This is a genomic window from Pseudoalteromonas sp. NZS100_1, assembly GCF_015864285.1.
Classification (GTDB): domain Bacteria; phylum Pseudomonadota; class Gammaproteobacteria; order Enterobacterales; family Alteromonadaceae; genus Pseudoalteromonas; species Pseudoalteromonas arctica.
The window spans coordinates 69,467-81,132 of the sequence record NZ_JADYXN010000001.1 but is presented as its reverse complement, the minus strand read 5'-3'; the positions used below and the strand labels follow the sequence as shown (position 1 = coordinate 81,132).

The window sequence follows — 11,666 nt, the reverse complement described above, 5'->3', positions numbered from 1 at the left end:
AAGCGCCTAGAGGCGCTTTTTTTGTGGTTAAAAACCAAAATCAACAAGTAGCAATACAATAGACCGCAAGTACTTAAAAAAGTTCTCAACTATTTTTATTTTTTTCAAGTAATGGCATTAACATTTGCTCAAGGCCATTTAGTTTTACCTCATACATCATCGCAAGTTGACTACCTAGTTTTGAGTCAGGAAACCCTTGCTGATTAAACCAGACTAAATAAGGCTCTGGCAGTAAAAGCAATGGCCGTCCTGCATATTTTCCAAACGGCATTATGGTATTAATAGCTATTTTTAGTTGTTTTGGATCCATAAAAACTACTTATGTATTTAAAGTATGCGTAAGTGTAAGGGATTTTAGAGATATAAAATAGGCTGTGACGGGCAAGAAACAGCCTATTTTGCGAGGGAGTAGGCCCTCTGATTTAATAATTTTATGTTGATTGATATAAACCTAGTTGAACTTTAATTAGCTGGGATCTAATTAAGTTATTATTAGAACATGGGTTCTTATTTAACCAACACAGTTAGTCTACCTGTTTTTCATTGTTGTGGTGAATTGGCTTGTAAAGGAATGTAAATAGAATTGCTTTTTATTTAAAAACTAATAACAAAGCCTTAACTAATTAAGGCCTTGTTATTTATAGACGTTATAAAAAGTAATTATTCGTTAAATAGCTCTTGTTTAACGTGCTCTGCAAAACCACTACCGGCTTCTAGGTAAAAGTTATAAGTAGAATGAACACCCATTTCTTCTAGTTCTTTTTGTTGATCAGGGTAGTTTGCAATAGCTGTTACTTGGCCTTTATAACCAGAGGCTTGTAGCTGCTCTAGAGCAAAGATATTTTGCATATGCTTTGGCATTGCAAGCATAACCATTTCTACTTGTGAGTGATTTACTCGTTGCCAAAAGTCAGGGTCGGTTGCATCAGCAATTAAGACGTTGCGGCCTCTGTTAACGTGCTTATCTACCACCTCAGGTTTTATATCTATACCTGCAACAACATTTGGGTGAGTCGCGTTGATAGTCTCATAAGCACCAGTACCAATACGTCCCATACCAAAAATGACTATTCTAGTATCGTTAAGGTTAACAGGTAGCTCTTCAGCTAAACGAGTTTTGCTTTCGAACTTTAATAACCAGTGCTCAATTTTGACGTACAACTCGTTTGAACGTTTATTTAATGGGGAGGCAATTATAAAGGTAATAGAAACAGCAATTGCCATTACAGCTAGCCATTCAGAGGTGATCATGCCTGTAGTTGCAGCCACTGCACATACAATTAAACCAAACTCACTGTAGTTAGATAAGCTAAAAGCAGTAAGTAATGATGTACGCGCGCGTAGTTTAAATATATTAGTGAACACATAATAAAGCGCTATTTTAACGGGTAATACTAAAATAAGTATAATAGCAACAATCAAGGAGTTAGTGGTTAGCTCTGCGCTCAAACCAATACTTAAGAAGAAGCCAACTAGCAATATGTCCTTTAAATTAAGCAGGGATTTTGATAGCTCGCCTGCCTTTTTGTGAGGGGCAAACATCATTCCTATTATTAATGCACCTAAATCGCCTTTTAGGCCTGCAAATTCAAATGCATGATAACCAGCAACTAGAGCAAAGAAAAAACCAAACAATGGTAATAGTTCACCATGTTTAGATCGGTTCAATACGCCATACATTACAGGTCGTAATAAAGGCAAAGCAATTATTAGTGCAATTGCCCATAAATTTGGGACTTTGCCGGTGCTAATAGCTAAAAAGATAACAGCAAAGATATCTTGCATTACCAATATACCAATGGCTATTTTACCGTGTAAGCTTGCCATTTCCCCGCGTTCTTCAAGCACTTTCACTGCAAATACAGTACTTGAAAAGCTAAGCGCAAACCCAACTAATAAAGCACTTTGCCAACTTAAATCAACAAATAGTGGAATAGCGAATACGCCAAGTAACAGCATAAAGCCACTAAATAACGCACTGCTAAAAATGATATGCAATGTTGCAGGTGCCCAAACTTGAGGTTTAATTAAACTGTTAACTTTAAGTTTCAAGCCAATACTAAAAAGAAGAAGGGTAACGCCAAGGGCTGCAATTGTATCGAGCAACTCTGTACTTTTATATCCCGATAAATTTAAAGCAAAGCCTGCTAATAAAAATCCAATAAGAGGAGGTAGTTTTAATTGATAAACGGCAAAACCACAAACAAACGCGGCAGCAAAATAGATTAGTTCCATAATTCTTAATATCACTTCATTTGGTGTTGCAGTGTAACGAAAAATTTATGCCATTGAAAATATAATAGACCTAAAAATGAACGCGTCTAATCAATTACTTGCCTTGCTGCGTATGAAAAATGCGCATTAAACACTTATTTAATCGTAAATAGTATGTAAATAACATTTTTTCACTGACATTAGCTTTTAAATATGGTTAAGATGCGATAACGAAGAAGTTTAAGCCAGAGCAAATAATAGAGCAGCTCAGCTTAAGGAGAGAGATATGTTTAAAAAGATTTTAGCGTCGGTAGGTATTGGTGCTGCAAAAGTAGACACTATTTTAGAAACTGAACACCTACAACCAGGTCAACTTTTTAACGCACAAATAGTTATCACAGCAGGGGATGTTAGCCAAGATATCGCAGGCTTAGATTTATTATTAATGACTCGTGTTAAAGTTGCGGGTGATGATGGCGATTATTTTACTAATCATGTAATTGAGCAATGGCGAATTACAGATATTGGTACAATTGAGCCAGGCGAAGTTAAAAACATCCCTTTTGAAGCACGTCTTCATTCTGAAACACCTATTACAGAAATTAATGCAGGTTATAATCAATCACATGTATGGCTAGAAACAGGCCTAGATATAGACTTAGCACTTGACCCAACAGATAAAGATCATTTACACATTTACCCTAATGAAGCGGTTAAAACGTGTATGCAAGCGATGGAAAAGTTAGGTTTTAGTTTAATGAAAGCTGACGTAGAAAAAGGCCACTTACGGGCTTCAACTTTTCAGTCATTATCTGGGTGTTACCAAGAACTTGAGTATAAACCTAATAGCCGCAGCTTATTTGGCATTCAGGAGATTGAATTATCGTTTGTACCAGAGGCACATAAAACACATGTGCTTATAGAGCTAGACAGAGCCTTTAAAGGCGATGGTTATGTAGATTTGACCATAGAGCACGATCATGTGAATCTATCGCAGTTGTGTGATCAGCTAGAGCGCTTATTTACTTAGTATAAGCTAACTAAGCTAGCGAGTGATTTTAATAAACCCAGCCTAAGCTGGGTTTTTTGCTTATAGGATTTAATATGCAGTTTAAATGTGAGCAGTTTGACGCTCTTGATACACAGACTCTTTTTACTATTATGCGTGGGCGGGTTGATGTGTTTGTTGTAGAGCAAAAATGTCCTTACCCTGAACTTGATGATGTAGATATTGCTTCAAATACACAGCATTTATATACATTGGATAATGAGCAACTACAAACTTATGCGCGTTGTTATGACAAAAGTGAGCAATACAGCGCAATAGGTCGCGTGCTAGTGAGTGAAGGAGCGCGTGGTAATGGGTATGCTACTTTACTTATTACTAAAGCTATAGACTGCTGCAAAGCACAATGGCCTGAGCGAGATATTTATATAGGTGCACAAACTTACTTACTTGATTTTTACCGCTCTTTTGGCTTTGAGGATTATAAAAGTGAATATTTAGAAGACGGTATACCTCATCAAGATATGATTTTAAAACTCACTAAATAAATCCAATTTAAGCAGCTATAAAAAAGCCCACTAATGTGGGCTATTTTAATTTAAGACTATTTTAAGGTTAAGGTATTATTTAGCTCAAGAGTGAGTGTAAAAACACCATACCAATAGCAAGTGGACACACAAACTTGGTATACCAAGGCCATATTTTCCAAAACAATGTGTTATGGACCTCAGGATTACCTTCTTTAATTGCTTTAAGTAATGAGCTTCTGTACCAAATCCAGCCTACAAATATACAACACATCAGGCCAAGCAAAGGTTGAGCTACTTTTGTAGTTAAAGTAATCACTAAGCCAAATAAGCTGCTAAGGTTACACACAATTATAATGCTAACGATAGCAATTAAAGCTCCAATCAACCAGGTTGCCTGAACGCGTTTCATCCCAAAGCGTTCTACAGTGTATGATACTGGCGCCTCTAACATTGAAATAGATGACGTTAAAGCGGCAATACTCATTAACGCAAAAAATGAAAAGCCCACAAATAAGCCAACTTCGCCCATTCCATCAAATAAAGCAGGGAGTACCTGAAATACTAACGTATCTTCAGAGAGTAATTTACCTGTTGAGGCCGAGAATATTTCAACGCCTTGAGCTTGCGCTACATACATAGCCGGAATAATCAGTAAACCCGCTACAAAGGCTATAAATACATCAATAAGGGTTACATAGGCACCTAAAGAAACAAGATTTTCTTTTTTGCTGATGTACGAGCCGTAAATAATCATTACGCTAGTACCTAGCGATAAAGAGAAAAAAGCTTGTCCTAGTGCGCTAACTAATAGTTTTGCGTCAAAAATAGACGAAAAATCAGGAACTAAGTAAGCCTTTAAACCTTCCATTGCGCCATCTTGGGTCATTACATAAGCAATAAGTGCAAATAAAATCCCCAAAAGAGCGGGCATTAAACGTTTTGACCATTTTTCAATACCGTTCTCAACGCCTCTACTGATAATAGCGACAGTTAGTACGATAAAGACGAGAGTGAATATAATGTTTCGGGTAAGTGATTGCTCGCTTAACCATGTAGATGCTGTGTTGGCACCAACTAAAGTGGCTATGGGTTCAGCTGTAGCGCTGAGCATCCAACCAGCAACAATGGCGTAAAAACTTAATATAAAGCCAGCACATAAAATACCGCCAAAACCAACAATAAAGGCAAAGTGTTTTTGCCATGGCTTATTAGATATTTTTTGAAGTGATGAAACCGCATTTGCTTGGCCATGACGACCAATCATAAGTTCAGCCATTAAAGCGGGGTAGGCTAAAAAGAACGCAAGCACTAAATATGCGACTAAAAATGCAGCACCGCCATTACTTGCTGTTTGTGTAGGGAATCCCCAAATATTGCCCAAACCAACGGCAGAACCCGCGGCGGCCATAATAAAACCAAAGCGAGAGCTGAACTCGCCTCTAACTGCGCTCATATTATTGTACTTCTCTATTGTGTGACGGCGGTGACAATCTACTGGAAATGTTAAAAAATAAAAAGTGCTTATTTGCTGATCTAGCACAATTTAATAAGTAAAGTGTGTGTTATAACCATCGATTTTAATTGTTGTTATCGAGTCGTTTAAAATAACGAGTTGATTTTGTTTAATAATTGTTAATTACAGTCTGTAACTATTGCTTTACGAATTATGATGCTGTGCAATAGTGAAAGTAAAACACGCACCACCTAGCTGGGTACTTTTACTTACTTTAACACTGCCATGATGCCAGTCGGCTACTTTTTCAACAATAGCTAGACCAAGGCCGTAACTTTTATCAGCTCTGTTACGGTGATCTTCTTCCCTAAAAAATGGGCTAAATACATTACTAAAATTTTCTCGAGCGATACCCGGGCCGTCATCTTCTACTGTTATTATAAGCTGTTGCTCGTGTAACTTTGCGCTCAGGTAAATATGTTGGCTTGCAAAATCACATGCGTTAGTTAATAAGTTAGTAATTGCGCGAGCAAGCCAGTGAAGATCTGCATTTATTATTTTATCTGTACTATTGAGCTGTACGTTAAGCATTTGCATTTCAAGTTTTGGTGCAAGTTGAACTAAAATATCTTCAAGGTAGGACTTAATGTTTGTTGATGAATAGGTCAGCTTATTAGCATTTTGTTCTAAAGTAGCAAAAGCTAAATAGCTACTAAGCATCGATTCCATATGGTCTAAATCATTTTCCATACGGGTTAAATACTGTTTTACTTTTTGCTCATCATGGCTATCTAATGCCGCATCTAAACCAAATCGCAGGCACGCGATAGGGGTGCGTATATCATGAGATAAACTTGAAGCCATTAGTTTATTTTCAGCGACAAGTTTCTCTATTTGGCTGGCCATGCGGTTAAAGGTAAGCTCTACGTCTTTTATGTAAGTAAAATGCGATACTTTTATTCGGGCTTGAACATTACCAGAGGCAAACTTTTTAGCGGCTTCATTTAACACGGTTAATCGTTTAGCTAAGGGCGCAATAATAAACCCCATAAATACACATAAGCCTGCGTAAAAGAGTAAGGTTAATATAATGTCGTTATGTTGCTCGCTATCAAAAATTTTATCTAAACGCATTGATAAGTGAAAAGGATTTAAAACAGCGCTGCTATAAAGCATATAAAAGCCTTGCTGATCTTCTAAAATCAGCCCACCCGGCGTATGCATTTGTAATAATAAAGAAGGCGGTAAAGCAAGTGATTCATTAGGTTTATAATCAATTAAAACATCAAATTCTAGCGCCAGTTGTTTTACATAATCGCTGCGCTCAGATGTGGGTATGTTAGCTAATTGCTTGCTAAAACCCATAATCATTTTACTTTGCTGACTAAATTCATCCTGTGGGGTATGCGCTTGTTGACTAAAAGCATCAATAAGCCAGCCCAATACCACAATAGATAAAAGTGCACTGCCTAAAAGCGATATATAAAACTTTTTCATTTATTTATTCATCACTTTATTACCACGCAGTAGAAACAAGTAAATATCCACGGCCCCAAATAGTTTTAATTTTTTCAGGGTTTTGTGGATCATCATTAAACTTTTTACGAAGTGCAGAAATAAGTACATCAACACTTCTATCAAGCCCATCGTATTCTCTGCCTTTGGTTGCTTTAAATACAGCGTCACGCGAGACCACTTGGCCTGCATTGCTCGCAAGGTAATGAAGCAGTAAATACTCAGCACTTGATATGTTTACGTCTTGCTTGTTGAGTTTTACATTTCTAGATTCGGTATCAATACTAAGCGTACCAACATTAATAACACTCTCGTTAACGTGTGGGGTATTTGGCTCATTGTTTTGGCGAAGGGCTGCTTTTATACGCGCTAGCAATGCACGAGGGCGCACAGGTTTCATTATGTAGTCGCTTGCACCTACTTCTAGACCAATGACCTCATCCATTTCTTCATCGCGTGCGGTGAGCATTATGATGGGCGAATTATAAAAACTACGAAGTTCTCTACACACGCTTATACCATCTTGCCCTGGAAGCATAATATCAAGGAGCACGATATTTGGATTTAACGTTTTGACTTGGCTAATTACTTCGTCACCTCTGTGACAAACATGCGTTGTGTAGCCTTGCTCTGTTAAGTATTCAGCAACCCATTGAGCAAGTGATACATCGTCTTCAACGAGTAAAATAGTGCCATAGTTATCCATGAAAATATCCTTAATGCGATTGGTATTAAAATAGTCGCCAGCGGCGCTTTTTTTGCCTGTTTTGATATACCCATTGAAGCTTTACTTCGGCAATACTAATTATTTTAGAGGTATTGCTGTCAAATAGTTCAAATGAAATACTTTGCTGTGAATCAAATGCATAATTAAAGGTACCGCTCTGTTGCTTGAGCCAACATTGCATTATGTACTTTGAGGTGGCGTCACGTAGGCAGTAATTACCAATGATAGGTTGCTCCCACGTTAGCGTTACGTCAGCATAGCAATTTCGCCCTTCGCGCAATGCAACGCAGGTGTCTGGAACTGCTATAAGTGCTTCAGGAGGTTCCTGAGCTTTAACAGTAAAAGTACTGGGGAAGATCAGTAATACACAGATCCATCTAAAATACATAACGTAGGCCTACCTTGGCTTTGTGTTGATATCCTTGGGAAATAATTGGACTGTCGTCAATCTCTTTTGAAAACCATGTGGTAAGCCAGCCGGATAAAAACACCCAATCTTGGCTTATTGGGTACTCAGCATGGAACTCAAAAATAATACTAGTACTGGCATTGCTGCTATAAATCGGGCGAAGGCTGGTGGCTTCATCGCTATCAATGCCAAAGTAATAATTGGTAAAGTCAGCAGAGTAGGCGCTTAAACCAACACCAGATCTAAACTCCCAGTTTCGCCATGGTAAAATGTGACTAAAAAAGCTGTTTATAACCCAGCCATTGTGCGCGCCAGATACATCATGAAGGTATTCAAAAGAGAATTGAGAATTTTCAAATCGACGAGAAAGTCGAAGGCCGACGTCAAAGTCGTAATTACGTTTTTTTATACCTTGGAGTTCTTTTATAACACCATGGTTATAGAATCCGAGGCCTTTTTCGTCAAATCCAGCTTGAGTATTTGTGCCTAATATATCTAGGCCCCAATCAAATTTATCTATAAGACTGTAGCCTATTACAAGGCCGCCACTGAGTTGATTGTGATCGAAATCAAGGTAAAATTTATCGTAGGAAACAGCAAGACTTAAGTCGAGCTCAACGCCTTTATCGTAAGACTCAATGCCGACAAGGTAAGAATCTTCAATATAAAAGCCCGCACCAGCACTCCAATCCCACGCAAAGCCTTGGATTGGCTCTAACGTATTATCTGCATAATAGCGGTTACTTGCCATACTCGACGTGCTAAAAATGCAGCAAAAAAGCAGTGTTATGCTCAGTAAAGTATGGTTAAGCAAAGCGTTTCTCATCCCTTAGGGCCTAATTATTATTTGTTATTAAGCGTAGTATATTGTTAATTCGTTCCTTTAATCTGTAAAAAAATGTAGTAAGTGTTAGGTCTGTTGATCTTTCAAGGTTAAATTTGCAGCAGTCTGTTTGGTATTTAGGTAAGGCAGAGCCTATGCAGTGTGGCTATTCCCCATAAATGGGCGATAACGTAGCATTAATGCCAAACAGGCGCTGCCCAAAGGGTTCTTCCTAGGGGCTATTTACTCTTTGTTGCTCGGTTTTGACTTAGCCCACTAGGTTACAAATCTCGCGCCGCGATTAAATAGCCCCTAGTTTGAACAAATTTTAATCCGTAAAGATCAACAGACCCTAATTTACTGAACTTTAATTTTATCGATTAATATACTACTCAAGTAAAACTGCATCATAGGTGTTAATGCACTTACTTCTGTTCTATTACATGGACCGCTAAGTTTGGTAAGGCTAGATAGTTTTGACAACGTTTTGTACTGAGGTATTTGAATATCTTTGCCAAGTCTTTCAATTCGGGCCTCGTCAGTGTTTTGCTGATGAATAAAAGCGACAACCTCAAGCTCATTTGTTATTTTTTGCTCTTCGGTGAAATTGTAAATTAGTGGTTCACGATGAAAACTTGCACTGTCGATTGAAGATTTAGCAAACCAAACAACATCACCCGATGACTTGTGCGTGAGACGCATACTAACTTGTGCAAATATTGCAGCGCACTGTTGTGTTGGGTATTGCTGGGCAACATTTGAATATAAAGTAAATGGCTTCTCTGGTTGCTTTATTGCGTACTTAGTATCATCTGTGAAAGTTAAATCGAGTTGCTGAATAGTCAGTGTGTAGTCACTGTTATTTTTAGTTGTTACTTTTAGTTGTTTATCGTTCAGTGCTTGGCTAATTTGCGATAGAAGTTTATCGGTTACGCTTGCCTTATCGGTAATGATTTTTACTGTTTGGTTTCTAACTACTTTATGTGCAGGAAGCTGAACCGATTTAACTTTTGGAGATGAGTGCTCTGTAGTGTACTCAAGTTGATAGGTCTGACTTTTTAATGTTGGCTTTAATGGCATAGCCAGTGGTTCGGCCGGTTGCTTTGTAATAGCACAACCAGTTGATAATAAAATAAAAAGTGACACAACTAAAAAACGCATAAGTACTAAACACTCGCTTAAAACCAAATAATCGTCGTATTGTACGTTAGTACAAACAAAACTTCATGATATTATCTGCGCAGATGTAGTTAAAAAGATAAATTTTATAAAAAATGAAGTATCTCAACTCTTTATCGTATTGCCTATCTGCTTTGTGTTTGCTGTTTAGTTCTATGGGTTTTGCAGCAAAAGCGGATCCTGATTGGGATGCATTTGTAAAAAAGTACGGCCGTTACGCACAAAAAAAATTAAAAAGTAAAGGTATACCCGGTGCAGCGCTTTCGATTGTAAATATAAACAATTCAGACTACATCCACACCATGGGCGTAACTAAATCACGAAATGGACAAAAAGTTAATAAGCATACTCGGTTTAGACTCGCGTCTGTTTCGAAGACATTTGCAGGCTCGTTATCAGCTAAATTGGCTGCTAACGGCCTACTGGAATTAGATAAGCCTGTTAGCGAATACATAACTGATTTTAAAGGGACTGTTTATCAAGATGATTTAAAGGTGTTTCATCTTTTGAGCCATTCAAGTGGATTAGTTCCTAATGCATACGACAATTTAATTGAATCTCGTATGGATTACCCAGGTATTGTTGAAAAGCTGCTTAGCGTCAAACCAATTTGCAAACCCGGCGAATGTTATGGCTATCAAAACGTTATGTTTAGTCTTATAGGCGATGTGATATTACAAAGCACCGATAAAAGTTACGGACAGTGGTTACGAGAAGCTATTTTTGAGCCATTAAAAATGAGTGATGCGAGCTTAGGTTTTGAACAAATGGTGCATGACAATAATTATGCTCTACCTCATGTGCGGGGTAAAAAACGCTGGTATAGCGCTAAACTTAAAAAAAATTATTATAAAGTGGGACCTGCAGCTGGTGTGAACGCTAGCGCAAGTGATATGGCTATTTGGTTAAGAGCGCAGCTGGGCCAATATCCTGATGTTTTGTCATTGGATACTCTAGCAAAACAAACACGCCCTTATACACATACAAAAAAAGAAATGCATCGCAGGGTATGGAAAAAACACCTCAATGAAGCCTATTACGGATTAGGCTGGCGCGTTTATAACTATGCTGATGAAACACTTTACTATCATAGTGGCTGGGTGCAAGGTTATAGAAGTGATGTGGTTGTATTTCCTCACTTAAATATTGGTTTTAGCTTAATAGTTAATGCTGAAACCGGCGTAATCAATGAGCTAACGACTGAATTTATCGACAGGCTATTAGAATACAAACGAGGTAAAAAAATATGAATAATAAAATAATATTAGCAATCACTTTTTTAATCATGTCATTCAATTGTAGTTTAGTGTTTGCAGCACCTGATGAGATATATTTGTTTCGTCATAGCGAAAAGTTAACGGGTAAAAATCCAGCGCTTTCAGAAGAGGGGAAGGCACGTGCAAATAATTTAGTTACGTTGTTTAAAGAACATCAAAATATACATCTTTTTAGCAGCAACTATAAACGCACGTTGCAAACAGCCGCACCTTTGCAGGCACATTTTAATACCAAAATAAATGTGTATAACGCAGGTAAGCTAAGTGATTTAAAAAATGAGTTACTAAAACTAAAAGGTGTAGTTGTTGTTATTGGGCACAGTAATACAACACCGCAACTAGCCGAGCTACTTTCGAATGAAAAAGTGCCAGCAATGAGTGAAACACAATTTTCTCAGTACTTTATATTGAATAAGAAGCGCAGTAGTAATGGTAGCGAATATGATGTAACCCATCATAAAATGAGTTTTTGATTTAAAATGTTAAATAATAAAAAACCAGCATTAAGCTGGTTTTTTTAATTTAAACGCACT

The 11,666-nt window shown here is 37.6% G+C and carries 12 protein-coding genes; 4 read left to right on the top strand and 8 right to left on the bottom strand.

Annotated elements, in window-relative coordinates:
- Positions 1 to 85: 85 nt before the first annotated feature.
- Together I6F66_RS00375 and I6F66_RS00370 are read right to left on the bottom strand one after the other, a co-directional pair.
- Positions 86 to 310: a DUF3820 family protein gene (locus tag I6F66_RS00375; RefSeq protein WP_007586607.1), complete on the bottom strand. Its 225-nt coding sequence runs from the start codon at positions 308 to 310 to the stop codon at positions 86 to 88.
- Between the two features lie 350 nt (positions 311 to 660).
- Positions 661 to 2,235, bottom strand: a complete 1,575-nt coding sequence (locus tag I6F66_RS00370) for a cation:proton antiporter family protein (protein ID WP_007586608.1) — start codon at positions 2,233 to 2,235, stop codon at positions 661 to 663.
- 265 nt (positions 2,236 to 2,500) lie between these two features.
- Here I6F66_RS00370 and I6F66_RS00365 point away from each other — a divergent pair, with 265 nt between their 5' ends.
- Both I6F66_RS00365 and I6F66_RS00360 read left to right on the top strand, forming a co-directional pair.
- Positions 2,501 to 3,244: a sporulation protein gene (locus tag I6F66_RS00365; RefSeq protein WP_007586609.1), complete on the top strand. Its 744-nt coding sequence runs from the start codon at positions 2,501 to 2,503 to the stop codon at positions 3,242 to 3,244.
- A gap of 74 nt (positions 3,245 to 3,318) precedes the next feature.
- Entirely contained in the window at positions 3,319 to 3,768 is a 450-nt protein-coding gene (locus I6F66_RS00360) for a GNAT family N-acetyltransferase (RefSeq protein WP_165728719.1), read from the top strand.
- A 79-nt stretch (positions 3,769 to 3,847) separates the two neighbouring features.
- Here I6F66_RS00360 and I6F66_RS00355 read toward each other — a convergent pair whose 3' ends face one another.
- The 6 genes from I6F66_RS00355 to I6F66_RS00330 all read right to left on the bottom strand — a co-directional run bounded on the left by I6F66_RS00355 (position 3,848) and on the right by I6F66_RS00330 (position 9,838).
- The gene (locus tag I6F66_RS00355) at positions 3,848 to 5,203 is read right to left on the bottom strand and encodes a sodium-dependent transporter (protein WP_165739754.1); all 1,356 of its coding nucleotides are present in this window, start codon (positions 5,201 to 5,203) and stop codon (positions 3,848 to 3,850) included.
- 204 nt (positions 5,204 to 5,407) lie between these two features.
- Positions 5,408 to 6,700, bottom strand: a complete 1,293-nt coding sequence (locus I6F66_RS00350; protein ID WP_101216201.1) for a HAMP domain-containing sensor histidine kinase — start codon at positions 6,698 to 6,700, stop codon at positions 5,408 to 5,410.
- A 19-nt stretch (positions 6,701 to 6,719) separates the two neighbouring features.
- The gene (locus I6F66_RS00345; RefSeq protein ID WP_024590954.1) at positions 6,720 to 7,424 is read right to left on the bottom strand and encodes a response regulator transcription factor; all 705 of its coding nucleotides are present in this window, start codon (positions 7,422 to 7,424) and stop codon (positions 6,720 to 6,722) included.
- A gap of 25 nt (positions 7,425 to 7,449) precedes the next feature.
- Positions 7,450 to 7,833 carry a DUF3019 domain-containing protein gene (locus I6F66_RS00340; RefSeq protein WP_007586617.1) on the bottom strand — a complete coding sequence of 128 codons (384 nt, stop codon included), beginning with the start codon at positions 7,831 to 7,833 and terminating at the stop codon, positions 7,450 to 7,452.
- Positions 7,823 to 8,605, bottom strand: coding sequence for a MipA/OmpV family protein (locus I6F66_RS00335; RefSeq protein WP_231609340.1), 783 nt, complete (start codon positions 8,603 to 8,605; stop codon positions 7,823 to 7,825). The genes I6F66_RS00340 and I6F66_RS00335 overlap by 11 nt, the downstream gene beginning before the upstream one ends.
- Before the next feature lie 429 nt (positions 8,606 to 9,034).
- Positions 9,035 to 9,838 carry a hypothetical protein gene (locus tag I6F66_RS00330; RefSeq protein WP_007586622.1) on the bottom strand — a complete coding sequence of 268 codons (804 nt, stop codon included), beginning with the start codon at positions 9,836 to 9,838 and terminating at the stop codon, positions 9,035 to 9,037.
- 113 nt (positions 9,839 to 9,951) lie between these two features.
- On the opposite strand from I6F66_RS00330, the gene I6F66_RS00325 reads away from it, so the two are divergent.
- Positions 9,952 to 11,106, top strand: a complete 1,155-nt coding sequence (locus I6F66_RS00325; RefSeq protein ID WP_165728721.1) for a serine hydrolase — start codon at positions 9,952 to 9,954, stop codon at positions 11,104 to 11,106.
- On the top strand, positions 11,103 to 11,606 hold the full coding sequence (locus I6F66_RS00320) for a histidine phosphatase family protein (protein WP_165728722.1): 504 nt from the start codon (positions 11,103 to 11,105) through the stop codon (positions 11,604 to 11,606). The genes I6F66_RS00325 and I6F66_RS00320 overlap by 4 nt, the downstream gene beginning before the upstream one ends.
- Positions 11,607 to 11,666 lie beyond the last annotated feature (60 nt).

Bases quoted from the DNA above. Each gene is read 5' to 3' on its own strand.
- I6F66_RS00375 (WP_007586607.1), bottom strand. From the start codon at position 310: ATGGATCCAAAACAACTAAAAATAGCTATTAATACCATAATGCCGTTT.
- I6F66_RS00370 (WP_007586608.1), bottom strand. From the start codon at position 2,235: ATGGAACTAATCTATTTTGCTGCCGCGTTTGTTTGTGGTTTTGCCGTT.
- I6F66_RS00365 (WP_007586609.1), top strand. From the start codon at position 2,501: ATGTTTAAAAAGATTTTAGCGTCGGTAGGTATTGGTGCTGCAAAAGTA.
- I6F66_RS00360 (WP_165728719.1), top strand. From the start codon at position 3,319: ATGCAGTTTAAATGTGAGCAGTTTGACGCTCTTGATACACAGACTCTT.
- I6F66_RS00355 (WP_165739754.1), bottom strand. From the start codon at position 5,203: ATGAGCGCAGTTAGAGGCGAGTTCAGCTCTCGCTTTGGTTTTATTATG.
- I6F66_RS00350 (WP_101216201.1), bottom strand. From the start codon at position 6,700: ATGAAAAAGTTTTATATATCGCTTTTAGGCAGTGCACTTTTATCTATT.
- I6F66_RS00345 (WP_024590954.1), bottom strand. From the start codon at position 7,424: ATGGATAACTATGGCACTATTTTACTCGTTGAAGACGATGTATCACTT.
- I6F66_RS00340 (WP_007586617.1), bottom strand. From the start codon at position 7,833: ATGTATTTTAGATGGATCTGTGTATTACTGATCTTCCCCAGTACTTTT.
- I6F66_RS00335 (WP_231609340.1), bottom strand. From the start codon at position 8,605: ATGGCAAGTAACCGCTATTATGCAGATAATACGTTAGAGCCAATCCAA.
- I6F66_RS00330 (WP_007586622.1), bottom strand. From the start codon at position 9,838: ATGCGTTTTTTAGTTGTGTCACTTTTTATTTTATTATCAACTGGTTGT.
- I6F66_RS00325 (WP_165728721.1), top strand. From the start codon at position 9,952: ATGAAGTATCTCAACTCTTTATCGTATTGCCTATCTGCTTTGTGTTTG.
- I6F66_RS00320 (WP_165728722.1), top strand. From the start codon at position 11,103: ATGAATAATAAAATAATATTAGCAATCACTTTTTTAATCATGTCATTC.